24 protein-coding genes are annotated in these 23060 nt (G+C 67.4%); 13 read left to right on the top strand and 11 right to left on the bottom strand.

Translation table 11 applies throughout. The features are described 5' to 3' along the window. Nucleotides 1–299 precede the first annotated feature (299 nt). Nucleotides 300–494: a hypothetical protein gene (locus ACQPZP_RS04925; RefSeq protein ID WP_433476436.1), complete on the top strand. Its 195-nt coding sequence runs from the start codon at nucleotides 300–302 to the stop codon at nucleotides 492–494. After that, nucleotides 491–1099 carry a GAF domain-containing protein gene (locus ACQPZP_RS04920; protein WP_433476435.1) on the top strand — a complete coding sequence of 203 codons (609 nt, stop codon included), beginning with the start codon at nucleotides 491–493 and terminating at the stop codon, nucleotides 1097–1099. The genes ACQPZP_RS04925 and ACQPZP_RS04920 overlap by 4 nt, the downstream gene beginning before the upstream one ends. Nucleotides 1100–1178: 79 nt before the next feature. On the opposite strand, the gene ACQPZP_RS04915 is transcribed toward ACQPZP_RS04920, so the two are convergent. Then, a complete protein-coding gene (locus ACQPZP_RS04915) occupies nucleotides 1179–1406 on the bottom strand; it encodes a hypothetical protein (RefSeq protein WP_433476434.1) in 228 nt (75 codons plus the stop codon). 265 nt (nucleotides 1407–1671) lie between these two features. Here ACQPZP_RS04915 and ACQPZP_RS04910 point away from each other — a divergent pair, with 265 nt between their 5' ends. The 6 genes from ACQPZP_RS04910 to ACQPZP_RS04885 all read left to right on the top strand — a co-directional run bounded on the left by ACQPZP_RS04910 (nucleotide 1672) and on the right by ACQPZP_RS04885 (nucleotide 7378). Then, nucleotides 1672–1875: a cold-shock protein gene (locus ACQPZP_RS04910; protein WP_030475722.1), complete on the top strand. Its 204-nt coding sequence runs from the start codon at nucleotides 1672–1674 to the stop codon at nucleotides 1873–1875. A 225-nt stretch (nucleotides 1876–2100) separates the two neighbouring features. Further along, complete coding sequence (locus ACQPZP_RS04905) at nucleotides 2101–3531, top strand: DEAD/DEAH box helicase (protein ID WP_433479552.1); 1431 nt, start codon at nucleotides 2101–2103, stop codon at nucleotides 3529–3531. A 480-nt stretch (nucleotides 3532–4011) separates the two neighbouring features. Then, complete coding sequence (locus ACQPZP_RS04900) at nucleotides 4012–4329, top strand: transposase (protein ID WP_433476418.1); 318 nt, start codon at nucleotides 4012–4014, stop codon at nucleotides 4327–4329. Continuing rightward, nucleotides 4326–5237 carry an IS3 family transposase gene (locus ACQPZP_RS04895; RefSeq protein WP_433476417.1) on the top strand — a complete coding sequence of 304 codons (912 nt, stop codon included), beginning with the start codon at nucleotides 4326–4328 and terminating at the stop codon, nucleotides 5235–5237. The genes ACQPZP_RS04900 and ACQPZP_RS04895 overlap by 4 nt, the downstream gene beginning before the upstream one ends. A 726-nt stretch (nucleotides 5238–5963) precedes the next feature. Then, nucleotides 5964–6377, top strand: a complete 414-nt coding sequence (locus ACQPZP_RS04890; protein ID WP_433476433.1) for a hypothetical protein — start codon at nucleotides 5964–5966, stop codon at nucleotides 6375–6377. Nucleotides 6378–6889: 512 nt separating this feature from the next. Beyond that, complete coding sequence (locus tag ACQPZP_RS04885; RefSeq protein ID WP_433476432.1) at nucleotides 6890–7378, top strand: hypothetical protein; 489 nt, start codon at nucleotides 6890–6892, stop codon at nucleotides 7376–7378. A gap of 576 nt (nucleotides 7379–7954) precedes the next feature. On the opposite strand, the gene ACQPZP_RS04880 is transcribed toward ACQPZP_RS04885, so the two are convergent. After that, nucleotides 7955–8155 carry a hypothetical protein gene (locus ACQPZP_RS04880; RefSeq protein WP_433476431.1) on the bottom strand — a complete coding sequence of 67 codons (201 nt, stop codon included), beginning with the start codon at nucleotides 8153–8155 and terminating at the stop codon, nucleotides 7955–7957. A 121-nt stretch (nucleotides 8156–8276) separates the two neighbouring features. Between ACQPZP_RS04880 and ACQPZP_RS04875 the strand changes: the two genes are divergently transcribed. Next, complete coding sequence (locus ACQPZP_RS04875) at nucleotides 8277–9065, top strand: helix-turn-helix domain-containing protein (RefSeq protein ID WP_433476430.1); 789 nt, start codon at nucleotides 8277–8279, stop codon at nucleotides 9063–9065. 130 nt (nucleotides 9066–9195) lie between these two features. Beyond that, nucleotides 9196–10311 carry an IS701 family transposase gene (locus ACQPZP_RS04870; protein ID WP_433479551.1) on the top strand — a complete coding sequence of 372 codons (1116 nt, stop codon included), beginning with the start codon at nucleotides 9196–9198 and terminating at the stop codon, nucleotides 10309–10311. Nucleotides 10312–10324: 13 nt separating this feature from the next. Here the strand turns inward: ACQPZP_RS04870 and ACQPZP_RS04865 are convergent, their stop codons facing one another. After that, the gene (locus ACQPZP_RS04865; RefSeq protein ID WP_433473080.1) at nucleotides 10325–10447 is read right to left on the bottom strand and encodes a hypothetical protein; all 123 of its coding nucleotides are present in this window, start codon (nucleotides 10445–10447) and stop codon (nucleotides 10325–10327) included. Nucleotides 10448–10587: 140 nt separating this feature from the next. On the opposite strand from ACQPZP_RS04865, the gene ACQPZP_RS04860 reads away from it, so the two are divergent. Continuing rightward, a complete protein-coding gene (locus ACQPZP_RS04860; protein ID WP_433476429.1) occupies nucleotides 10588–11523 on the top strand; it encodes a hypothetical protein in 936 nt (311 codons plus the stop codon). Here the strand turns inward: ACQPZP_RS04860 and ACQPZP_RS04855 are convergent. The 3 genes from ACQPZP_RS04855 to ACQPZP_RS04845 are packed head-to-tail and all read right to left on the bottom strand — an operon-like array spanning nucleotide 11448 to nucleotide 16797. Further along, nucleotides 11448–14393, bottom strand: a complete 2946-nt coding sequence (locus tag ACQPZP_RS04855; protein ID WP_433476428.1) for a hypothetical protein — start codon at nucleotides 14391–14393, stop codon at nucleotides 11448–11450. The two genes, ACQPZP_RS04860 and ACQPZP_RS04855, sit on opposite strands and share 76 nt — an antisense overlap. After that, nucleotides 14393–15550 (bottom strand): caspase family protein, encoded by a 1158-nt coding sequence (locus ACQPZP_RS04850; RefSeq protein WP_433476427.1) that lies wholly within the window; start codon nucleotides 15548–15550, stop codon nucleotides 14393–14395. Before ACQPZP_RS04850 ends, ACQPZP_RS04855 begins: the two co-directional genes overlap by 1 nt. Next, nucleotides 15547–16797, bottom strand: coding sequence for a hypothetical protein (locus ACQPZP_RS04845; protein WP_433476426.1), 1251 nt, complete (start codon nucleotides 16795–16797; stop codon nucleotides 15547–15549). Before ACQPZP_RS04845 ends, ACQPZP_RS04850 begins: the two co-directional genes overlap by 4 nt. A 625-nt stretch (nucleotides 16798–17422) precedes the next feature. Between ACQPZP_RS04845 and ACQPZP_RS04840 the strand changes: the two genes are divergently transcribed. Next, nucleotides 17423–17611 (top strand): hypothetical protein, encoded by a 189-nt coding sequence (locus ACQPZP_RS04840; RefSeq protein ID WP_433476425.1) that lies wholly within the window; start codon nucleotides 17423–17425, stop codon nucleotides 17609–17611. 55 nt (nucleotides 17612–17666) lie between these two features. After that, entirely contained in the window at nucleotides 17667–17864 is a 198-nt protein-coding gene (locus ACQPZP_RS04835; RefSeq protein WP_433476424.1) for a hypothetical protein, read from the top strand. 818 nt (nucleotides 17865–18682) lie between these two features. Here the strand turns inward: ACQPZP_RS04835 and ACQPZP_RS04830 are convergent. Genes ACQPZP_RS04830 through ACQPZP_RS04810 form a run of 5 tightly spaced genes read right to left on the bottom strand, consistent with a single transcriptional unit; the run spans nucleotide 18683 to nucleotide 22951 of the window. Further along, nucleotides 18683–20386: a tyrosine-type recombinase/integrase gene (locus ACQPZP_RS04830; RefSeq protein WP_433476423.1), complete on the bottom strand. Its 1704-nt coding sequence runs from the start codon at nucleotides 20384–20386 to the stop codon at nucleotides 18683–18685. After that, on the bottom strand, nucleotides 20387–20659 hold the full coding sequence (locus ACQPZP_RS04825; RefSeq protein ID WP_433476422.1) for a DNA-binding protein: 273 nt from the start codon (nucleotides 20657–20659) through the stop codon (nucleotides 20387–20389). Further along, a complete protein-coding gene (locus ACQPZP_RS04820) occupies nucleotides 20656–21138 on the bottom strand; it encodes a hypothetical protein (protein WP_433476421.1) in 483 nt (160 codons plus the stop codon). Before ACQPZP_RS04820 ends, ACQPZP_RS04825 begins: the two co-directional genes overlap by 4 nt. Then, on the bottom strand, nucleotides 21135–22019 hold the full coding sequence (locus tag ACQPZP_RS04815) for a TRM11 family SAM-dependent methyltransferase (protein ID WP_433476420.1): 885 nt from the start codon (nucleotides 22017–22019) through the stop codon (nucleotides 21135–21137). Before ACQPZP_RS04815 ends, ACQPZP_RS04820 begins: the two co-directional genes overlap by 4 nt. Beyond that, nucleotides 22016–22951: a hypothetical protein gene (locus ACQPZP_RS04810; RefSeq protein ID WP_433476419.1), complete on the bottom strand. Its 936-nt coding sequence runs from the start codon at nucleotides 22949–22951 to the stop codon at nucleotides 22016–22018. Before ACQPZP_RS04810 ends, ACQPZP_RS04815 begins: the two co-directional genes overlap by 4 nt. Nucleotides 22952–23060: the final 109 nt, after the last annotated feature.

Raw genomic sequence — 23060 nt, 5'->3', positions numbered from 1 at the left:
TTCTCGGTCAGAACGAGACCGGTTCGTATCCCGCCGGGGACGGCGCCGGCATGGCGGCCCGCGCACGAAATGCCCTCGACACCACGAGTGTACGTCACGGAATGTGCACATCCGGGTTCGCAGGCTTGCCGGTGACCGGCAAAACCCACCGGCGCCGCGACGGCTTGTGGATGGCACCGCGATGGCACGCCAAGGGCGTAAACTCACGGCGACGAGGGATTTCTCGATGCGGACGGCCAAGCCCGCGTCCCCTGGTTTCTCGAATCGCAGGCCTTTTCGGGCCAGACAGGTCCGGCGCTATGACGCCGCAATACCATCCCGTCCAGACGGTCGGCCGCCTTGCCGGGGCCGTCGGCCTGACCCTTGAACGGCTCGCCGACCACATCGTCAGCGGCGGACTCGGCGTCTCCTCCGCCCCTTCCTTGCGGGAGCACCCGCATGTCGCGCTGCAGGCCGTCGGCCGGGCGGCTGAGGAGAGCGGGATGACGACATGACAGGCGACGATCTGCCGGCGACCGTCTGGGGGCCACCGAACATGTCCCGAGGTGCGGCCGACGGACGGCGGCTGGCCGCGTCGTTCGGCCTGATGGCGGCAGTTCTGGACGGGGTCGCCCTGCCCAGGCTCCTGACGCTCGTGGCCGAGCGGGCCCGAGCCATGGCGGGCGTTCCGCTGGCGTTCATCGCCCTGCCCGCCGAAGAAGCCCACACCTTGCGGATCGATGTCGCCGTCGGTACCGGCAGCGACCGGATACGCGGGCTGACGGTGCGGCGCGGGCGGTCGATGCTCGGCCGGGCGTTCAGTTCCCGCCGGGCCCTGTCCGCGCGGATCGCCGCCGACCAGACGCTCAGCGGCCTGCCGGCCGGCCCGATCCTGATCCTGCCGCTGGACACCGGGGAGGCCGCGCGCGGTGTGCTCGCCGTCCTCGGACGGCCGGGCGCGGAGGCGTTCAGTTCGTCCACCGCCCGCCAGCTGCTGCTGTTCGCCGACACCTCCGCCCGCCTGGTCCAGCTCGCCGAGGACCGTCGTGCGACCGCCCCTCCGGACCCCGCGGCCGCACAGATCCTCGCACTGCCCCCGCCGCGGCCTACGCGAATGTGACATGCACGAGCGGGGATTCACCGGGTGCAAACCCGCCCAGGTCGTTCCGGAAGCACTCAGCTATTTCTCGGCGCGGGTTTCAAAGTTTGAAGAGCTGCACGTACGGGGCGAGAACCCTTACCTTCCCCGTCCCGAAATCGACCAGGACGGCAGTTCCAGGCTCGATCGCCACCACCCGTCCAAGCCCGTGCTTGTCGTGGGTGACCTGGTCGTGGAGCGCGAACTCCTGGAGGGGTGGAGCAGCAGACGGAGGCGGGAAAGGGCTGGTGGGCAGATGCCGCCGCCTGGCAGGTCCGGTGGATTTCATTACCGCAGTATGCGCCGAACCGGCCGTTGCAGAAAGCCTCACCGGCACCCGATACCAAAAATCACAGCTGCGCCGACCGGCCACCGCCCGAATCCGGTTCCGTGTGATATTCTTCAAAGAGTTGCGGTTCCCATAGACATGTGCGTGCGCCTGGTGGATCTGACCTCAGGCGCATTTTTGTTGTTCTGGATCTTCCGGATGGGCCATCGCGGCATCCCCGGGCGCACAGGGTGTGCGGCCGGGACCGATCCAGAAGGAGACGATCATGGCCACCGGCACCGTCAAGTGGTTCAACGCGGAAAAGGGCTTCGGCTTCATCGAGCAGGACGGCGGCGGCGCCGACGTCTTCGCCCACTACTCCAACATCGCGGCCCAGGGCTTCCGTGAGCTCCAGGAGGGCCAGAAGGTGTCGTTCGACATCACCCAGGGCCAGAAGGGCCCGCAGGCGGAGAACATCGTCCCCGCCTGACCGTTGCGTGACGCGGCGGGCGCCCCCGAGGCCGCCCGCCGCGTGTGCTGCCCGAGCCTCCACCGCTCCGTGCCCGCAGACCCCACGACCACCGATTCGTTTCCTACACGACCGGACCCGCCGGTCGTCACCGGTTCGTTCTTGAGAATCCTCCACGCCCCCGGTCAGCGACCCGGCGCGGCGGAGCACTTCCTCGACACGCGCCGTTTCGAGGAAGGCTTCACCATGCCCCGCGATCCCCACCAGACCGGCCGAAGGCGTCCCTCCAAGCCCCGTCCCGGGTCCGACCATCGTCGTCCCGCACAAGGCCGCCGACCCGCCGCGGAGTTCGCGCGGCCGGAGACGTCCGCCCCACCGCTTCCCGCCATCGACTCGTTCTCCGACCTGCGAATGCCGGCACCGCTGCTGACGGCACTGACCCGCCGCGGTATGACGACCCCGTTCCCCATCCAGGCCGCGGCCCTGCCGAACGCCCTCGCCGGACGTGACGTCCTCGGCCGCGGCCGCACCGGCTCGGGCAAGACCCTCGCCTTCGGCCTGGCACTGCTCGCACGCACGGCCGGCCGGCGCGCCGAGCCCCGCCGGCCCCTCGGCCTTGTCCTGGTCCCCACCCGGGAACTCGCCCAGCAGGTCACCGACGCGCTCGCACCGTACGCCGAGGCGGTCGGCCTCCGGCTGACCACCGTCGTCGGCGGCCTGCCGATCGCCCGCCAGGCGAACGCCCTCAAACGCGGCACGGACGTCCTGATCGCCACCCCCGGACGCCTCACCGACCTGATCGAACGCGACGAATGCCGGCTCACCGACGTGGGCGTCACGGTGCTGGACGAGGCCGACCAGATGACCGACATGGGATTCCTCCCCCAGGTCACCCGGCTCCTGGAACAGACCCCGCGCGACGGGCAGCGGATGCTGTTCTCCGCCACGCTCGACCGCAACATCGACCAGCTCGTCCGACGATTCCTCAACGCCCCCGTCACACATTCGGTCGACCCGCCGGCCGGATCGGTCACCGCCATGGAACACCATCTGCTGCACGTCACCGACACCGACAAGCACGAGACGACCGTGCACATCGCAGGCCGCGAAAGCCGCGTGATCATGTTCGTCGGAAAGAAGCACGCCGCGGACCGCCTCGTCCGCAAGTTGACCGCCCGCGGCATCCGCGCCGCCGCGCTGCACGGCGGCAAGACCCAGTCGCAACGCAACCGCGCACTGGACGGCTTCCACGGCAAAGACGTCACGGTGCTCGTCGCCACCAACATCGCCGCCCGCGGCATACACATCGACGACCTCGACCTCGTCGTCAACGTCGACCCGCCCGCCGACCACAAGGACTACCTCCACCGCGGCGGCCGCACCGCCCGCGCCGGACGTACGGGAACCGTCGTCACCCTCGTCCTCCCCGACCAACGCCGCGAGATGGACGACCTCATGGCCAAGGCCGGCATCACCCCAGGCACCACCCGTGTCCGCCCCGGCGACCCCGCCCTGGCCCGGATCACCGGCGCCCGCCCACCGGCCCACGCCGCCCTCCCGAACACCGCCCAGCCCCGCCGACGGCGACCCGCCACGCCCGGCTCTCAGCGCGGGCAGGCCCACGCCACCACCCCCGAACGCAGACCACGACGCCGGACGTCCCCCCTCAACACATGACCCAGGCCTAAATGCAGCTGAATCGTCGGCAAATTGCCGAAGCAGAACTTCCACCCGCACTACATCGACGCCGGCATCCGCTTCCGGGCCCTGCTCCGAAGGGCCCGCCTCCACCACTCGGTCCGGCGATGACCTCAACCAGACAGAACTGCGGGTCTATGACGCACTGGCCAGCGCACGTACCGTGGCGGATCTCCAGGGTCAACTGAGCTGACCTCTCCCAACATCCGCAAGGCTCTCCGCGAGCTACGCCACCGAGGACTCGCCGAACGACTACCTGCCGCCGGCCGGCCAGCGGACTAGCCACCCGCACCACCGGCCGTGATCAAGTAGGGATCGCCGATCGAGCACCAACGGGGCCATGTGCCGTCGGGGCGTGTCGCCACCGACACGAACCCCCAAGGCTGTCATCCGCGGTCGGTGCCCGCGGTGCGCTTCCCCTCGTAGCGTGGAGACCTGAACCAGAGAGATGGTTGGGTCGTGGGAGACAAGAAACGCCGGTTCGATCCGGAGTTCCGGGCGGGTGCCGTGCGGATCGTCAAGGAGACCGGGAAGCCTGTGGCGCAGGTCGCGCGGGATCTGGGGATCAGCCCGTACACGCTGCACAACTGGGTGAAGAACGACCGCCAGCAGGACCAGGCAGCTGGTGACCGGCTGGGCGAGTCCGAACGCGAGGAGCTGGCCCGGTTGCGGGCCGAGCGCGCGCAGTGGGAGAAGGACCGCGCCGAGCTTGAGATGGAGCGTGACCTGCTCAAGCGATCGGTGGTCCTGTGGGTGAAGGACTCGATGAACCGGTGATCGTGGCGGAGTTCATCGCGTCCTGCAGGACCACGTTCGGTATCCCGCATGCGATCACCTGCCGGGCCCTGGAGGTCTCGCAGTCCTGGTTCTACAAGTGGATCAACCGCAAGCCCACCGCACGCGAGCAGCGGCGCGCCCGGCTGGACGAGGGGATCAAACGGCTGTTCACCGCCTCGGGCGGCACCTACGGATCACCGCGGATCACCGATGGGCTGCGGGAGGCGGGCTGGAAGGTGTCGGTCAACACCGTCGCGGCGCGGATGGCTGAGCTGGGCCTGGCCGGGCGTGCGCCCAAGAAGAGACGGTCGCTGACCCGTCCGGGACGGCGGCCGGCCGCGCCTGATCTGGTGCGCCGGAAGTTCACCGCGGTGGCGCCGGACGTGCTGTGGTGCGGGGACGTCACCCAGATCGACACCGACCAGGGGCCGCTCTACCTGGCGACGGTGGAGGACCTGTTCTCCCGCCGGATGCTGGGACATGCGATGTCGGCCCATCATGACGCGGCGCTGGTGGTGGCCTCGTTGCAGATGGCGGCCGCCGCGCGCGGCGGGAACGTGGACGGGGTCATCTTTCACACCGATCGCGGGTCGGAGTACAACGCCGCCCGCACGGCGGCGGCCTGCCGGGCGCTGGGGGTGGTGCAGTCGATGGGACGGGTCGGGTGCGCCCTGGACAACGCCGCTGCCGAGGCGTTCAACTCCACGCTCAAGGTCGAGTTCGTCCACCGGCACCGCCTGGCCACCCGGGCCGAGGCACGCATCAAGGTCGCGACCTGGATCGCCGACTTCTACAACACCAGCAGGAGACACAGCGCCAACGACGGGCTCGCCCCGATCACCTACGAACAGCAGATGGCAGAACAGCGGAAGGCCTCAATGGCCCAGCTCAGGGCCGAAGTGGCATAACACCGTCTTCACGCTTTCAGGGGATTGACAGCGGATGTTTGCTCGCTGTCTGCTCGGCGGTTCCGAAACGGACTGGCACGGAGCGGGATGTGGCGGCACGGCGATGGCCCTGGATGCGGACAGAGTGGTACAGGCTGATTCTGAGAGCACTGCTCTGATACGAGAGACTCTGGACTTTTAATCCGTAGGTTGTGGGTTCGAGTCCCACGCGACCCACCACCCCTGACCAGGGCAAACGAAGAAAATGACCGGTTTGCCTGGCGCCGGTTCTGTCCCGGTTCGTTCCCATGTTTGCTCGATGTTTGCTCGCGGGCACGGATTGGGCCTGGCCACCCTCGTTTTCTCGCGATGGCGCCCGGCACACGCCCGCCATCGCGTAGGGGGTGACACCTCTTGTTCGAAGATCACCCCGCTTAGAGGTAGCGCTGGTCACACGTCGCACCGGTCTTGTTGCCGGGCCGAATCCTCTCCACGGCGATCCCCACCGCCCGACCGCCTCCGCGGCCCGCAGGACAGCAGCGCATGGGCATACGACATGAGGACCTGGGAGCCCCAACGGAAGACGTGCCGGCAATCCCACCGCGTCGGGGATTCCCGCCACTGGTGTAGTCCCTATCTGGCCATCGCTCTATCCGGCGGAGGATGCCGTGCCAGGATGTGACGCCGACGCGATACGGCCCGAGAGAGAACTGCTGATGAGCGGCTGGATGTGAGGGGATCGCCGCAATGCGAATCGTCACGATGGCTGTTGCGCTCAACACTGTCCTGTCCCTCACGGCATGCGGTGGCAGTGACGTCGACGAGGCGTTACGGCACGCACGCAAGGCATGTGAGTTCAAGCCCCGCCTCTACCAGGACCCGGCCACAGAGAACTCGCGTCCGGTCAATGTGGATAGGAACTTGCGCGGATACCAGCAGGCGGCGTCCTTGGCCGCCCAGGCGGCGCGCCTGGATCCGCGCTGGGATGAGCTCAACAGGGCATACTCCACGTTGGTGGACGCCTGGAGTTGGGCCAAGAGCCTTTCGGCTACTACAACGGGGTTCGCGGGGGTCGATCCGGAGCTGGCCAAGTCCTACTTGGAGCGCAGCACCCAGGCGGAAGCGACCATCCGAGCGGAGTGCCTCAAGGCTGAGGTGTGAAGGGTCGCCTGCCGCCTTCGCGGGGCGATCAGCTGCACAGAGGACGTCGGCGTCGTAGACATCGCCCAGCCCTCCGCGGCGTCCGGTGCGGCGCTAAACGACGGGCGCGATGCGGGCCGCGCGGAGAAGGCCCTTGTCAATCGAACATCCAGCTCTCGGGATCGCCGGGCTCGGCGCGGCGCTCCAGCTCCTGCTCGATCGCCAGAAGAAGCGCGTCATCGACGGCCGTGCGAGTGTGACGGCGTCATGCAGGCGCACCGGTTCGACGGTGCTCAGTTCCCGTGGGGGCAGTGGATCCATCGGTCGTCCGACCGTGCGCGTGCCGAAAATATCATCCACGCTTGCGTTGGCACCGTGACCTTGTCCGGCGCCGGCATGCTGGTCCGATCCAGGCCGAAACGGCCGGGCCGGCCGCCGACCGTCCGTTCCATCCGCAAGCTGGTGCTGCGCCTGGTCCACGAAAACCCAAGCGGGGGGTACAGGCGGGTGCACGGCGAACTGCTAGTCCTCGGGTGAAGGTCGACGCCTCCACAGTGTGGGAGATCCTCAAGGAGGCCGGGATCGACCCGGCACCCGAACGCGCATCCGGCACATGGGCATCGTTCTTGCGGTCCCAAGCCGACGCCCTGGTGGCTTGCGACTTCCTGGAGACCGTCACCCTGACTGGGGCGCGCCTGTACGTGCTGGCCGTGATCGAGCACCGCACCCGCCAGATCCGCGTCCTGGGCGCGACCGCCCATCCAACGGCCGCGTGGGTGACGCAGGCCGCAAGGAACCTGGTCATGGATCTGGAGGATGCCGGGTGCCGGGCGCGGTGGTTGATCCGGGACCGCGACGGCAGGTTCCCTGAACTGTTCGACGCGGTCCTAGCCGACGCGGGCATCAAGATCGTGCTCACCGGGGTGCGAATGCCACGGATGCCAAGCGTCCCCGACCGCGCAGACCCTCATCCCCAAGCGGCCGGACCATATCGGCCGTACTTTCCCTCAGCCTCGGCATGATGCCGAACCATCGGCATCGGCCCGAGAAACGCCCGGAGCCCGGGCGGCCACCGGCAAGCGGCGCTCCCTGGCGGCGCATCCACCGATGCATGAACAGACAGGAGCGCACTGCGCCGCGCCGTCCTCACCTACAAGCACAACCGCCGCAGCACCCACGTCGTGGACCAGCCTGGGTCCGCACCGAGTGCAGCCGACGCTTCCCTCGCGACGCCACCCGCCGCGCCGCGTGCATCGCCGCCGTGCGCAACTACCTCAGTCGATAACCGGCACGTGTCGCGTGACCGTTGCGGTGACGACCGTCTATATCGGCACCGATGCCGTCCGCGAGTATCGCCGAGGGTCCGATACAAGATTGCGCCGACCTCTTATGCCGAGGTCGAGATGCCGCGCAGCACCGTTCGACCGCGGTGTAACAGCAGCGAGGCAATCGCCGCGGCAGCGTTGCGATCTCGGGAAAGTAGTGATTCGTCGCGTGGTCGGGAACTCGGGAAGGACGAAGCGTCTGCGCAGCCGTCTTGCCGGGCAGATCCAAGCTGCTGTGGGGCCCCGATCGGTGGACCGGACCCTCACCCATACCTACTCGCGTTCTTCGGCGGACGAAGAGCCCCGGTCATTGCGCGCCGTCTTCGTGCCGTTCCAAGCGTTGTACAGGCCTCCCAGCGCGACGACCACAATGGCCAGCGCTTCGGGCTCCACGCCAACAGCCACCAGGATGATCCCCGTGGCCAGAACGGCGATGAAGGCCACCAGATCCATCAGGCGCCTGCCGGTGTTCATGATTCCTCCTGACATGGTCGGGTCATGCCGGGGAGTTTGAACATCTCGCCTTTTGTCCTCACCAACTGGTTTCATAGCTGCTGGACAGCCAGGTGACGTGCACGAACAATCGCGGTTGTCCATGGACAACCGCGAGGAGAGCATGAACGACGAGTCGCTGGAGCAGCAGGCACGGAAGCGCCGGGGAAGGAGGTACAGCGAAATCCGTGCCTCGACCGAGGAGTACGCCCGGCTCGTCGGCTTCCTACGTCGACAGTTGAACCGTGCAGGCCTGCGGCAAACCGACCTCGCCAAGGCGATCGGTGTGAGCGAGTCGGCGATCAGCGAGCGCCTGCAGGGGACGAAGCTGACGCTTGACTTCGTCGAGGCGGTCGTTGAAGCCTGTGCATCCACTCCGCACCTGGCACTGCGCCGCGACAAGGATCTCGCCGAAGCGCGGCGGCTGTGGGCTCTAACGCAGAGAACCCAGACGCCTGTGCTGAGGCTGGCAGATCAGCCGGCTCCCATCCGGAAGGTAGCCGTCGAGGCTCAGCGAAGAACCCTTGAGGCCCAAGACAAGATCATCGACTTGCAAGACGAGCTGATCCGGAAGCAAGAACAACTGTCTCTCACTGAGCGCGCGCGACGACGATCCGAGCAAGCGCTCTTCGCTGCGACCGCTCTGGCCGGGCTGCTGTCAGCTTGGGTGATCGTGCTAGCGGACGAGGTCGAACAGCTCACCCGCGAGCGAGACGAGTCGATGCAGGTTCAGCCGCCGGATCTGAGCAGACTCGCCGCACTCGACCCCGAACTCGCAATGAAGACCATGCAGGAGCAGCGCACATCGACGGAACTGCGGAAGGTAGAGCAGGAACGAGAAATCGCGCAGGCAGTCCTAATACTCCAGCCGCACTTGGAGATCTCGGTCTGATCGAGGGCGGGACGTAAGGCGGCCACCGCTGTGATCGTGTGGGTGTGTTGGAACCAGACGATCGGCGGTGGCCGTGCCGCCCACTGTAGAAGATGTTGACCCGGCAGGGTGGGCTGATGGGTTCGATGAGCTGTTCGGGCAGGTGGTAGCTCCCTTCTTCGGGCGCAGAGAGCCTCGGCTGCGGGCACGGTCGTACTCGCTGGGCCTGCTGAGCGGGCTGGAGCGAAAGAACGGCTGGTCACTGGCGGAGTTCGCCGGGGACACGCGGCCGGACGGGATGCAGCGGCTGCTCAACCATGCCAAGTGGGACGCCGATCAGGTGCGGGACGCGCTGCGGGCGCAGGTGGCCGAGCGGATCGGTGACACCGGCGGGGTGCTGGTGGTCGATGACACCGGGTTTGAGAAGAAGGGCCGCCGCTCGGCGGGGGTGCAGCGCCAGTACACCGGCACCGCAGGAAAGATCACCAACTGCCAGATCGGGGTGTTCTGCTCCTACGTCAACCCCGATAAGCAGCGGGTCCTCATCGACCGGGAGCTGTATCTGCCCGAGTCCTGGTTCGCCGAACCGGGTCGGCTCGCCGACGCGGGCGTCCCCGAGCGTGCGCTGTTCGCGACCAAGCCGGAGCTGGCCTGGCGGATGATCGAACGCGCCTGCGACGACCCGCTGCTGGTGTTCGGGTGGGTGACCGGAGACGAGGCCTTCGGCGACAACACGGCGCTGCGTCACCGCTGCGCCGGCCGCGGCGTGAACTACGTGTTCGCGGTCTCCTGCGACCACCCGCTCGTGCTCGGCGGCGTCCGCACCAGGACCGATGCCGCATTCGCCGCCGTTCCGCAGACGGCGTGGCAGCGGCGTTCATGCGGGGACGGGGCCAAGGGCCGCCGCTGGTACGACTGGGCGTGGATCCACCTGGCCGAACACCAGTGGGTGCTGGCCCGCCGGTCGATCAGCGACCCTACCGACCTGGCCTTCTACCGGTGCGCGGCGAACCGGCCGGTCGGCCTGCCCGAGCTGGTGCGGGTGGCCGGCTCCCGCTGGAGCGTCGAGGAATGCTTCCAGGCCACCAAGAATGAAGTCGGCCTCGATCACTACCAGGTCCGCAAGCACATCGCCTGGTACCGGCACGTCACCTTGGCCATGGTCGCCCACGCTCACCTGGCCTTCCTGGCTGCCGCCCCGCCTCCAGGCCCCGATAACGACACCGGCGGCGGCGAGGCCGACGACCTCGCCACACAGGGGGCCTAACCAGCAGGGACGATCACGCCTCGACAGCGCGGACCGGGACGAACCCGGCGATCTGGTCCCGCTCACCGTCAACGAGATCCGCCGCCTGCACGCCCATTTCCATCAGCCCCGACACCCGCCAGGGCACCGAATCCACTGGTCACGCTGGCGACGCCGCCACCAAGCCCGCGCCCGCCGCTGCCACTACCAACGACAACGACGCCTCATCGATCACTAAATGCGGCTGGAGTACTAACCGAGTCAATCAGTCGGGGACGGAGCCTTCACCGGGACATCATGCGGCTGCACCAAGCCATCGAGAGCGCCGCTGAAGCACCGGGCCCGGCCAAGCTGGCCACCGCACTCGACAACGTCGCCGTCCCCTCCACCCTCGGAGCGGACATAGAAGAGGCACTGGCCCGCGCCGAGGGCATCGGTGAGCTGATCTCGGAACAGCTACGCGTCGCACTAATCGATCTCGGCGAGGCTCCAGAATTGCGAATAGCGCATTCTCCCGCATCAGAAAATACTTTTGTCGGCCAGCACACTTGGGGCGACACCTGGTGGTGGGACGTAGTCGTAGACGTTCCCGGCGAAACTTTTGCTTGGGCCGAGCGAGCGGCCACCGAGTTGCTTCGGTCCCGCAACGCTGCTGATCCATTCATCACAGAGGTTGCTGCGACTCATCCGGTGCGCGAAATTCTCCTCCTCGCCGACACACTCGTCCGGTACCGCTGGCTCGAAGGAGCCGCCCGCATTCATGTCGCCCTCGCAATGACCCTCCAGGTAGAGACCCTCGCAGACCTTATACCGGCGCTCCTGAAGGGGCCTAAGTTCACGCGGCGTCCTGAGATCGGCAACCGGCTCCTACATTTGAGCCTGGTTGCGCCGGCTCGGAGGCGGGGCGGCGGTGGATGGGACACCGCGGCCGACGCGGCCGGGCGACTGCTCATCGACCCGGAGACCGACCTGCTCGGCCCCGCAGCAAAATTCCAGCTCGCAGCACCAACCGAATATCCGAGCGGTACAGGATCTGCAGGTTCGCAACGCAGATCGTCGTCGGCAACCGGGACGGTCAACCCTCGGTCTGGTGCTCGTAGACGATGGCAGCGAAGATCTCTCGCACGTGCCTCCACGTTGGTGAATTGGCCCGTCAGTTATCTGTTCATGGTGTCGTCGATGACCTTCACCAGAATCTCTCGATCGTCCCCGCTGAGCCAGCGCACGGTCTGAGCGAGTCGCTCGCGTCGGCCTTCATCCCCGGCGTTCGCTGCGGCCTTTTCGAGTTTGGCGATTATTTGCTCCGCCAGGGCGTCCGTTCCTGTCTCAGCTGCTTGTTGATCGTCTTCAGTGGGCGCGACCCGGTGCGGCCAGCGCTCGTGCCAGGCCCCGTATGCGGCCCCCGGGAAGACGTGCGGCAGTCCCACGCCCTGCAACTGGCCCAGTCGATCACCTGAGCTCGCCGCGCCGAACTGCAGACTCGTGGCGTACCTGGTGCGGCTCAGTTCCGCCGGTCCGGCGACGAGGCAGGTGTAGCGATTGCCTGGCAACTCCTCCTCCGGAATAGCCGCGCTCACAGCGAGGCTGTTCGATACCGTTACCCAAGTTCCGAGCGCGGCGACCTGCCGCTCGGCGCCCTGCTGCTCCCAGCGGTACGGGAGGATCGGCTTGGAGAAGCTCGGGACGAGTAAATGTGAGACGCCGCACGATTGCAGCTCGCGTTCCCACTCTGTTGAGCGGCTGAGATCCTCGGTGATCAGCACGGCCAGTCGGCCGAGCGAGGAGTCCAGCACGCTAATTCTCGACCCGGGGGCGGAGTACTCCTCGGCGGCTTTATCGGGCGGGGCTCCCGGCAGCCGCCACAACTGCATCTGCGCGGCATCCAGGGGGAATCCCGACAACTTGTCCTGGACGAGCAGTTCCTGGCCCGTCCAGCGGTCGATCAGGACGGCGCGGTTGGGCGGCGGATCTGACGGTCCCAGCGGTCCGCTGCCGACCAGCAGGAACCGCAGTGGGTGACGCTCGCGGTCGGAGCCTGCGGTATCGAATGCGACTTCCTTCCAATGCTCGAGCAGTGCGTCTGACAGCGATGACTGCGGCATCACGGCCAGTTGCGCACCGGACTCGTCCAGCCGCCGGATGATCACCTTGATCCGGCTGCGGATGCCAGCCGAGTTCATCGGGCGCATGCCGTAGACGGTGATCCCGTCGCGCTCGGCGAAGTCGATTTCGAGGTCGTCGTAGGTCTCCAGCACCGGCGCGCAGCCGACGGCGATCGGCTCGTCCCGGTTGAAGTGCGGATCATGCACGGCCGAAAGAATGGTGTGATCGATCCGTTCCCACTCGGCTTGCGGAATGCGGTGAACGCCGAAAAATTCCGCTTTGGAGCGACGGCCGTGCGGCCGTCCGGGAAAAGCGCAGCGGGGCAGCAGCGCGCCCGGCGTGGCGGGCCCGGTGAGTGTGCCGTCGGTCAGGTAGTTGACTAGGGGCTTCGCCAGGGCGCGGCTGTTGAAATAGGTGGAGTATGGGCTGGCATGGGCGAGCGCGTCGTCCAGGCCGAGCAGGATCGTGAAACGGCCGAGGTCACCGCGCTCGGTCAAGAATGCGTCAGTGACGTCCGGGTCTAGTACGCCCGATTCGAGAACAGTCTCCGCGATCTCATTCGCTTTTCGCCGAACCTCCTGATCGTCGTACCAGCTAGTTGCCGTCCAATCCCTGAAGATCGCATCCGGCAGGGAATCGTAGAGCATCGCGAATAGATCGGCAGGATCGGCGGGATAAGACTCCGGAGAGGTCGAGGTCGGGTCGTCGAGACCAACCGCAACCGGTGTCTGTTCTCCGACGGTGTCAGCACTTTTGTCACCGACCAGTGGCAGCAGGCTCGCTTGCCTTCTGGGCGAGAGAATCGTTTCCACTGAGCCATGCACTCGCCCGATCAGGCTGTCGTACCTGGAGATCGCCCAGTGCACCGGAACGGCCTCTTCCTGCGTCCTGAAGAGCGGAAGTAGGTCGCATAGTGTCAGATCATCTGGGAGATGCCGGGTTCCATCGATGTAAAAGCTCGTCAGCAGTCCTGGGCGAATTCCAGATTGGCACCGCCAGAGCTCGTCGAGCGCCTGGTCCCAGGCGACCATGGGCGGTCTCTCGGTGCCTTGCGCCGAGTATCGGCCTCGCTGCAACGAGGCCGCCAGCCACGGCAGCCCGGTCGCTAGCACCGGTAGCCCTAGTGCGATGACCTGCCTCAAAGACCGAAAGTAGGTGTCAGGGTCCGGGGCCGAACCGGCGAGGTTCAGGCGGAGCTTCAGCAGGGCGGCGTCAGGCGACTCCGGTTGCGCACGAGCGAGCTCCCGCACCCAGTCGGCCGCGCCCTTCTCCCGGCGATGTCTTACGAGAAAGTAGCCAACGGCGGTATCAACGAGCGGCATGTCGGACGCGCCGGGCCACGAATACCGATTCATATGGTCGTCCGCGATCGTTGCGGCACCCGCCACATTGCCATGGTGCATGTACGCCAGGAGTGTGCGGGCCGTTCCGGGAACGAGACGAACCACCCACTCTGGTCTATCCGTTCCCGTGTTCACCATGGCGATCTCGGCCTCGTTGCCCGGTGGCAGACGGGTGAGAGTGGCGACTTCGCTGTCCGGGGCTCTCATCTCCAGCCAGCGTGGAAGTTTCTCCGGGGTCTGGTTCGCGACTTCCCTCGAGATGCCGTCGAGGATGGGAGCCAGATGTACGTTCCGAGTCACCCAGCCCTGTTCCGGTGCGGGGCACCATTCGCGAACGCGCGGGCGCACCTCCGCCCGACGGCCTCCCCTGGGAGCCGGGCGGTCCGAACGAGGCGGGGCCATGCTGACGACAACGGGATCACCGTGGCCCGTCGTGTCCGTGGAGAAATGCTGTTGCAGCACATCGCCGGACGGTGTCCGTCCGGTCGCCACGAGATTCTTACCTATGGGCAGCTCGACTTCCGTCGTCTCGTGGGCTCGCAGGAGGATCCGTCCTGCGACGCTGAGGGCGTCGTCGATCACCTCCACCGCTGCACAGACCGTACCCGGGGGCGCATCCTCCCCGGTGTAGCGGAAACCCACTGTGGTGGTGCTCATCAGGGCCTGGCCTTCACATACAGACAGGTGTCTTGCACGGGCGTGTCGACGAGGATTTGGTCGCCGATGTCCCGCCAGGGCGCTCCGTTGAACGTGGCACGTACTTCATAGTGACCGACTTCGGCGTGGCCAGTCCAGGGGGTGGGTCGATGGTCCCAATGAATCATGAGCTGACGGTCCGTCGTTCGGAAGACCTCGAGGTTCGCCGAACCGATGGCGTGCCCCGGATCGAACCGGAGCCGCAGCGGTACCCGCGGCGGCCCGGAGAGTTCGCGAAGGACGTCGGCGCCCGAGGACTCACCCTCGTGATGGGATCGCTGCGGTGCATCGGGATAATGGAAACTCAGCACTCGGGCAACATCGCCGAGGGCGTCGGTGGTCACGTGCCAGGGGCCGTTCAGGGTGCCTTTGCACCGCGCTCCCAACCCGCCGAGCGTGTCCAATACGGCCTCGCTGAAGGGAGTGGGAGCGTCCGGCGGGGAGAACGCCTCATAGCCGTGGGCGGTCGCATAGACGGTCACGGCCGAGGTGCGTTCATACACCTTCCCGATCGGAGCTATGAGCGCTCGCCCGTACAACCGCGTCGGCTCCAGGACCTCTTCGGGGATCTCTCGGCAGGTGTCGAGGAAGAAGACCTGGGTGCGAGCGCGGCACCCGGCCATGCCCTCCCAGGTGGCGCCGTAGTCGACGGCATGGTCGAAAGGCCGGTTCTTGCTCGCGTGGAAGTCTTCGAGTAGCAAGAATTGCTGGCTCGGGTCGCGAGCCAGGCCGTGACCGCAGAAGTAGAACAGGGCGACGCTGTCCTCGTCCTGGTTGCAGCGTTCGAGCCAGCGATCGAAGGCCACGATGACATTGTCATAAGTCGCCGCCGCCGGGACGGTCCCTTCGATGGGAGCGGTGGATCGTCCCGGATAGGGCGAGATCAGCACTTCCATGCTGGCCAGCGGCGCGGCGGTGTCGGAACGCTGGTGTTCCAGCAACCAGCGGGCGACCTTGTGAGCAGTGACAGGAGCGCAACTCAGCGGCTCCACTCGCTGAGCGAGCGGCGTGACACCCTGTCCACCACAGTGTGGATACGCCCCCACCCCGATGACGAGGGCGTGGGTGCGGCGCCCGGGTAGAGCACGCTCGAAGATGGTCCGTACTGCTGCTTTCATGACGGAGGCACGAATCTTTCGCTCAGGCGGCGACTTAGGCGCACATGGAAGTTGGGTTGCCGTAGATAAGCCGTGTGGGCCCATGCGCTCCCCGTGGCATAGGCATAGTCGACGACCCCGTCGAAGATCGGCGCGGCGTAGAAGGCCAGTGGATCCGTGCGGTCAACGACGTTCAGCCAATGGTCCACGTTGGACAATGCAGGGGCCCGCTCCAAGTCGCCTGGGATGTCGGGTTTGCTCGAGGCCAGCAATTTCATCTCCTCGAACAGCCCCACCTGCGACCCCACGGTGACGAGCACGTCGATGTGCACGTTGGGCTGGAAGGTCGACAGCAGGTCGTGGGTGATGACTCCGCCCAGGCTGTGCGCGACAACGATCAGGGGAAGGTCGTCTCCTCGCTCTGTGGAGGCAAGTTCCAAGGACTTTCCCACGCGCTGGAGGATAGGGCCGGGTGCCCGTGGCGTGCCTCGGGCAGCAAGGTAGGCGGTGAGGTCGCCGAACACTGCGGAGACCTGGTGTCCGAAAATCCGTCGTGCACCACGAACGCCGGCGCCCGTCGTCACTCCGGTGGCGGTCCTGCGCAGGCGCCGTGCCCCCCGGCTCAACAAGGACCATGCGGCCGAACCTGGTCCCAATGATTCCTGCTCCCGGACACCGGTCCCCGGAGATCCGCTCTGCTGTTCAGCGGCCTGCAATTGCCGGCCGAGCAGCACAAGAAATTCCTCGTCATCGCGCGCCTCCGCCAGCCACGAGAAGATCCGGATGCCCCCGTCCTCGACGCCGGCGGCGGATGTCCACTGGTGGCAGTAGAACGCCAGCCGGCTGCCCAGGGCGGCCAGTTCCACGGCCTGATCCTCAGGAAGGCCGTCGTCCGTGATGACGGTGAACAGCAGATCGATGGCATCGGCAAGGGACGTGCGAGCGAGATGCACGAGAATGCGATCGGGGGCGAGATCGGTGGCCCCGCCCGCCTCCGCTGCAGCCATGGCCGCAGCCGTCGTCAGGGCGACAGGGTCGTCCTTCCGAGCACCGAGGGACTCCACTGCGCCGCGAGGCATGCTGGCGCCGTTCCAGGCGAGTATGCCGCCCAGGTCCCCCCAGTGAGGCGCGTAAACCTTGTGTTCGCCGCGGCAGCCCGTCACCGACGGCAATAAATGGCGCCGAAACAACTCTTCCCGATACTTGGACACCGCGAGATTCGCCGATCCGCGACGGTTGCCGACTCCGTGTACATAGACCAGTGGCACCGCGGCTCCTTCCAGTCCGGGCCTTCGGGAAGTGGGAGCCTTCGATCAGGAAGTACCAGCAGCATAATGCTGCCACGACCGAGACGTTCAAGAAAGGCGTCCTCAAGAATCGAACCTGCTTGCGATTCCTCAGCAGCAGACTGTGTTGCGATCATTCACTGTCATGCTGTACCCGTGCCGAGAAAGGTGCGAGCTGGCGGTAAACGAGTAGCGCCCGTGCCGGTCATGCGTGTCGGCGAGGCCCTGGCGCACTGATTGACAGGTGCGGATCACGCCACAACCGGCCAAAACCGGCCACGAGGCAGCTACAAAGCGGACAGACACTTCCTCGCCGAGGATTCCGTCCCAGCGGGGTCAGGGCACAGTTCCAGTAGCGCACTCGAACACCCCGGGTTCCCGGGCACCTCAACGTGTTAACGCTGCAATGCCAACACCTCGGGGTCATCCTCGGCCAAAACCTGGGCCCAGGGAGTCGGACCCGGGCCAGGTCACCAAGCGCGGCCGCCTGCCACAGCGTCGCGGTAGCGCCGCGTTCGACCAGGCGGCGGGCGGATGCCAGTTCCGGAACGCCACTGCATCGGCCAGCGGTGTCCCGCCCGCGATCAATCGGCCTACCCTTGCTGCTGTGGGCGGTGCGCTGCAACCAGATGTGTATGTCGACGCCCAGAACCCGCTGCGCCATGAAGCGCAGTGGATGCCGGGCGGCCAAGGTCACCCGGGCATGGTCAGCGAGTTTGATCGCAATCTGCACGGCGGAATTCCCCGCACCGACGACCACCACCCGCCTCCCTGCGAACGTCCTGGGCGCCGGTAGTCCGATGAATGCAGAACCGTGCTGGCGAACTCCCGCAGGCCAGCAGATCCGGGCGGTGGGGGCGGCCGAACCCGCCTGTCGCGGCGACCATCACTGGAGCGGTGAAGACCTCACCGTCGGCCGTGACCACCTCGAACCGGCGCTGACCGCCGTCGGTGAGGTTCATGACCTTCTCAACACGGTGACCAGGGCGGATGTCTGCGTCCAAGTGGCAGCGTTGGTGGGCGAGGTTGGCCGCGACCTCACCGAGTGAGATAGCTGTCCGGATCGCAGCGAAAGCTGAGCTCCCTGCCCACGCGGGTGAACACTCCATGAACCCCGCACCAGCCGGCCCACCCACGAGCCGACTGGAACTTCTGGTACATCACGCGTGATCCAGCGCGATCCTCGGCTGGGCAGTCGGCGCTGCCGGGCGAGCCTGATTGTTGCGCCGCTGTCACTCTTGGTAACAAGAAGGGATGGCGAACGATCTTCCATCGGCACCGCAGGCGCGTATCCCATCTGAGCCCTACGAGCCGTGGCGGGTCCGTCCTCGGCACCGCCACCGGCGCAGCAATCGTCGGTGGGTGTTCCCGGTGCTTACCGGCGCGGCGGCCATCCTGGGGACCGCCGTCGTCCTTCAGTTCGGAGGCTGGATCAGCACTTCGGCGCCATCAGGTCCTACCAGGGTGGTCAGTGTGGGGACGAACCAGCCCTACCGGCCGGATCCGTCGCCCCCTGCTGCCCGGCGCCCCCGACCCGGGCGACCTGCCGATCATGGACCCTCCAAGGCGCATCCTCAGCGTGATCGCGGTCAGGATGCCGGAGACAAGGACCGCCCGGATGTGGCCAGGCCCGCACCCGGCAAGCGCCAGATGCGAGCCCCGCGCCCACACCGGATGAGCCCGAAAGAGCGTGGCGGACCGCACCCCACCCGCGCGCAGCCGCGGAAACCGCGGCAGGTGCCGGGCTGGGTTCGCGCTGAATGCGGTCGCCGGTTCCCGCGCGATTCCCTTCGCCGGTCGGCATGCATCGCCGCATTGCGCGGATACTTCGGTCGGTGACCGGCCTGCGGCCGGGACCGCGCGGCCGTCAGGACGCCTCGACGGCGGTGTCGGATCCCGGAGGCTCGGCGCCGCGGTCGCCGGGTTGCCCGGTGTCGCCGCCGAGGTCGTGTGCACCGTGGGCCGTGGCGCTCCCTGGCAGTGGGGTAAGGGTTGCGTCGGGCTGCCGCGTTGGGTGTTTGTTGGCCTTGAGGACGAGGGCGGCGGCGTCTTCGGCGGACTGGCGCGACAGCTGCGGTAGGACGCTGGTGTAGATGTCGGAGGCGATGGCGATCGATGACAGCCGCAACGTCTCCTGGACGACCTTCATGTCGTATCCGGCGGCCAGGAGGAAGGTGGCGGCACCGTGCCGCAGGTCGTGCAGCCGGATCGGTGGCAGCCCGGCCTCCATGGACAACTGCTCGAACTGCTCGGTGACGTCGTTGGGGTCCACTGGTCGGCCGGTGGGTGTGGTGAAGACGAATCCGGTTTCGTTCCAGAGGTCACCGGCGGCGAGGCGTTCGGCGTTCTGCCGGGCCTTATGGGCGCGCAACTCCTTGATGGTGGTGGAGTCCAGGCTGATGGTGGCCTCTCCTGCCTCGGATTTGGGTTTGCCCTCGAAGGTGTCGACGCCGATCTGGGTGATCTGCCAGCGGATCGCCGCCGTCCCATTGGCCAGGTCGACGTCGGTCCAGCGCAGGCCGCAGGATTCACCGCGCCGCAGCCCACGGAAAGCGATCAGGTGGTACTGCGCGTAGAGGCGATGGCGTCGGGCCCGGTTCAGGAACTTGTTGGTCAGGGCCGGGGTCCACACCATCACCCGAGATGGGCGTGGGGCGCCTATGTAGGCGTCCAGCCGGTTGATGTTCCCCCCGATCCGCTTGTGCGGTTCGAGCTTGGCCTGCCGCCTGCGGCGGGCGTTCATCGTCTGGATGTGGGCGGCGAAGTCACGTTCCCATTGGGTGATGCGTTCGTCGGTCCACACCAGCGCCTTGGGCGCTTTCCCGGACGGTAGCTCGACCAGCGAGGCGACGTTGATCTCGATGAGGCGTTGCTTGATCGCCTTGTTCAGCGCGGACCGCAGGGTGGCGCGGATGCGTTGTTTGGTGGCCGGGCCGACCACCCGGCGGCCTTTGACCTTGGCGCGCAGTCTGATGTCGCCGGACTCGCGGGCGGCGGTGATGAGGTCGTTGAGTTCGTCGATGGCGTCGAAGACCCGGTCGACGTCGGTGACGCGGAGGCGTTCCAGCAGGATGTGACCCAGCTGCGGTTTGAAGTAGAGGTTGATGTGGTCGGCGTAGGAGCGGCGGGTGCCTTCGCGGAGGCTTTTGCGTCCGTTCAGCCACTCCTCCAGGTACTCGCCTACGGTGATGGAGCGCGACAGGTCGTGGCCGGTGCGGACTTTGCGGCGTACGTCCTCGGGGTTCGGCAGCGTCTTGGTCGCTCGGACGGTGGACACGATCAGATCGGCGATCTGCACCCGGGCGGTCTCGTCAGCGCCGATGGCCAGGAGTTCCTTGGCGGTGCCCATCTCCTCTCCGGCGGCGTCCTGGTTGACGAACCCGCTCCGGCGCAGCGGGCTGCGCCGGGTGCCCGCCGCGGTGGGCGGCAGTTCGAGCTGGTAGCTCCAACTGCCGTGGGTGCTGCTCCACCGGCCGTTGCCGCGCCACAGTTTCGGGCACTTCCTGCCCAGCAGCCGACCCTCCTGGTCGCGGCATCCGCACACCTTGAACGTGCTTCCCTGTGCAGCCATTCAGTCCTCTTCGGGGTCTTGTGGAGGCTGCCGGTTCACCCACGCGTGGTCGTCCTGTTCGGGAGCGGTGGGGCTGAGGCCGATGGCGGCCAGCAGGTCGGCGGTGGACACCCGGTAGTTGTGGCCGACCCGCAGCACCTTGCAGGGAAACTGCCCGGTGCGGGCGAGCTGGTAGGCCTTGGTGCGTCCAACACCGAACGCGCGTCCTGCTGTGACCAGGTCGATGGTGACCGGCAGCGAACGGATCTCCGCCGGAGTCAGCCCGGGCTTCACCGCCAGCCCCCGGCAACGCGCGTGGCCGGGTGGCGGCCGTCGAGCTGCCACAAGGTCGCGTCGTCGCAGGTTCGGGGATCACGGGCGTCCTCCAGCGGATCGGAACCGCTCCGGCCAGCGGGCGTCCACACGCCGCCTCGTGGGCGGGCGGGTGCGTTCGGGCCGGAGCGCCCGTATCGACGCTCGCCTGGCCGCCGATGGTCAAGGCTCCCCCGCGCCGCATTAGACCGTTGAGCGAGGGTGACCGGCGGGGCGATGTACTGCGGGCGTCCCGCCGGGTTGGTCAGGTGCCAGGCGTCGCCGCACCCGTAGGCGCGCAGCCGGACGCCAGGGGCGGCGATGCGGGCAGCGTGGCGGGCGGTGCGGCGGGTGGCGTAGCGGGCGCGGCCGCAGCGGCCGCACAGGCCCAACTGGAGGATGGCCAGCATGTCCAGGACCCGATCACCTGTCGGTCGGTTGCGGTGTAGGTGCTGGTTCATCGGCCCTCCTCCGGCAGGTCGGTGGCGCGTTGGAAGATCAGGAGGTCTTCGTGGGCGGTGGCGCAGGCGGGGATGCCTCGGTCGCGGGCACGGCGGGTTTCGAGCATCTGGAAGAAGGAGGCCCGATTGGCCAGGCCGCCGTTGCGAAGCCCGGCGAGCAGAGCGGCGTGCCGGCCTGTGAGGGCTAGGCCGTGCTGGTGGGCGGTGTCGACGACCTGGCCGGGCAGGTCGATGAGCTCTCCGTGGACACGGATCGGACGGATGGTCACGACGATGACACCGCCCGGACGCAGCAAGGCGGCGCTGCCTGCCAGGATCTGCCCGAACCCGGTCAGGAGGCCGGTCAGGGGCTGGTGGGCGAGGTTGCCGCGGTCGGTGGAGTAGCGGTGATGGCGTTTGGCGATCTTTCTGCCGCCGTTGTCGCGACTGGAGCGAATGTGCCCGTGGGTGCGGGACCCGTAGGGCGGTGAGGTGAGCACGAGGGCTGCTCGGCCGCGCAGGGCACGGTAGATGGTGGCGATGTTGTGGGCGTCGCCACACGCCACTTGCGGCCGACCGACCGCTCCCTGGGAGTGGGCGTACCGCAGGTTGCCCAGCGTGAGGTGGACGAAGTCAGGCTCGTACTCCATCCCGGCAGCGTTACGACCGCGGTGGATGGCCTCGACCAGGGTGGTGCCGATTCCGCACATCGGGTCGACGACCAGGTCACCGGGGCGGGTGAAGGCCTCGATGACGGTGGCGGCTATGGCGGGCAGCATCTTGCCGGGGTGGCGCATCGACTCGGGCGTGTAGCGGCCGTGGCGCTGCAGCCGGGACGGGCGCTGACCAGTCGCCAGCACCGACGGCAGCGCCAGGGTGTGGGAGAGGTCTTCGCGGCTCATCGGGCCCTCCCGGAGCCGTTGGGACCAGGCGAACTCGCGGGTTCTTGGGGTTTGCTGAACAGGGACACCGTGGCGTGGACGCCGACCGTGGGCGGAAGGGCGCTGGAGCGGGTGTCGCGGAGTTGCGCGAGGTCGGTGGGGCCGGCCTGCACGACCAGTGCGTCGCCCTCGATCGGGACGCGCAGCGCGATGACGTGCTGGGCGTAACGGAATCCCAGGCTCTGGGCGTGGCGGATGATGCGCGGTGCCGGGTCGATGAGGCGTCCGGCCTGGTGGCGGGCCGTCGTGATCATCGCCAGGACACCACCGGGAGCCAGCACTCGCCATGCCGATGCCATGAACAGCCCGAGTTGCTCGTTGGAGAGCATCCACAGGTCGGCCCGGCACGCCGGGCAGCCCGTTCCTGAAACTCGCCTCGGATTATGGCCGCCGGTCTCGTACGGCGGAGGGGCACCAATGACCAGGGAGACGTGGCCGAGGTGATCGGCCAAGCCCTTGGCCATCTGATCGGGCCGGACAGGGCGCATCTGCACCCGCGTCAGTTGCCGCTGGTCGAGGGTGGCGCGGAGCCGGTTGCCGATGTGCTGGGCGAGCGGGAAGTGCGGGACCAGCGCGATGGCACGGCGGTCGAGTTCGGCGGCCGCGATCAGGGTGGCTTCGCTGGTGGTGAAGCCTTCGGCGACCAGTGCACCTTCGCTGGTGCAGGTGCTGATCAGGTGCTGAGCCAGTTCGCGCCCGATGGTCTGGCGGTGCTGGAGGCAGATTGCGGTAGCGGACTTCTCTCGGTTCGAGCAGGCGTTCGACCGGGGCGGCAGTTCCTCGCTGCGAGGCTCCGAGCACAGCCAGACGGTCAGCGGGACCATACGCCGCTCGCCAGGAGGCCGGTTGTTGCTGGTGGGCGGGTGGTTCGGGTCGGACGGTGTGTGGTTCATGTGCTGGGTGACCCGAGACGGCCACCCGATCCCCGTGCACCGATAAAGCACCGCCGAGGGGCTCGGTTTTCATGATCGGCCGGGTCATGATCCGGCCAAGAACGGCAGA

Origin of the sequence: Spirillospora sp. CA-142024 (assembly GCF_050942325.1) — a bacterium.
Classification (GTDB): domain Bacteria; phylum Actinomycetota; class Actinomycetes; order Streptosporangiales; family Streptosporangiaceae; genus Spirillospora.
Note: the sequence above shows the minus strand (reverse complement) of the source record. Positions and strands in the feature narration are given on the sequence as shown.

What these genes read in the sequence shown, in the direction of transcription:
- ACQPZP_RS04875 (WP_433476430.1), top strand. Translation starts at nt 8,277, where the DNA reads ATGGACAACCGCGAGGAGAGCATGAACGACGAGTCGCTGGAGCAGCAG.
- ACQPZP_RS04860 (WP_433476429.1), top strand. Translation starts at nt 10,588, where the DNA reads ATGCGGCTGCACCAAGCCATCGAGAGCGCCGCTGAAGCACCGGGCCCG.
- ACQPZP_RS04925 (WP_433476436.1), top strand. Translation starts at nt 300, where the DNA reads ATGACGCCGCAATACCATCCCGTCCAGACGGTCGGCCGCCTTGCCGGG.
- ACQPZP_RS04890 (WP_433476433.1), top strand. Translation starts at nt 5,964, where the DNA reads ATGCGAATCGTCACGATGGCTGTTGCGCTCAACACTGTCCTGTCCCTC.
- ACQPZP_RS04920 (WP_433476435.1), top strand. Translation starts at nt 491, where the DNA reads ATGACAGGCGACGATCTGCCGGCGACCGTCTGGGGGCCACCGAACATG.
- ACQPZP_RS04830 (WP_433476423.1), bottom strand. Translation starts at nt 20,386, where the DNA reads ATGGCTGCACAGGGAAGCACGTTCAAGGTGTGCGGATGCCGCGACCAG.
- ACQPZP_RS04810 (WP_433476419.1), bottom strand. Translation starts at nt 22,951, where the DNA reads ATGAACCACACACCGTCCGACCCGAACCACCCGCCCACCAGCAACAAC.
- ACQPZP_RS04905 (WP_433479552.1), top strand. Translation starts at nt 2,101, where the DNA reads ATGCCCCGCGATCCCCACCAGACCGGCCGAAGGCGTCCCTCCAAGCCC.
- ACQPZP_RS04855 (WP_433476428.1), bottom strand. Translation starts at nt 14,393, where the DNA reads ATGAGCACCACCACAGTGGGTTTCCGCTACACCGGGGAGGATGCGCCC.
- ACQPZP_RS04880 (WP_433476431.1), bottom strand. Translation starts at nt 8,155, where the DNA reads ATGAACACCGGCAGGCGCCTGATGGATCTGGTGGCCTTCATCGCCGTT.
- ACQPZP_RS04820 (WP_433476421.1), bottom strand. Translation starts at nt 21,138, where the DNA reads ATGAACCAGCACCTACACCGCAACCGACCGACAGGTGATCGGGTCCTG.
- ACQPZP_RS04910 (WP_030475722.1), top strand. Translation starts at nt 1,672, where the DNA reads ATGGCCACCGGCACCGTCAAGTGGTTCAACGCGGAAAAGGGCTTCGGC.
- ACQPZP_RS04815 (WP_433476420.1), bottom strand. Translation starts at nt 22,019, where the DNA reads ATGAGCCGCGAAGACCTCTCCCACACCCTGGCGCTGCCGTCGGTGCTG.
- ACQPZP_RS04850 (WP_433476427.1), bottom strand. Translation starts at nt 15,550, where the DNA reads ATGAAAGCAGCAGTACGGACCATCTTCGAGCGTGCTCTACCCGGGCGC.
- ACQPZP_RS04915 (WP_433476434.1), bottom strand. Translation starts at nt 1,406, where the DNA reads ATGAAATCCACCGGACCTGCCAGGCGGCGGCATCTGCCCACCAGCCCT.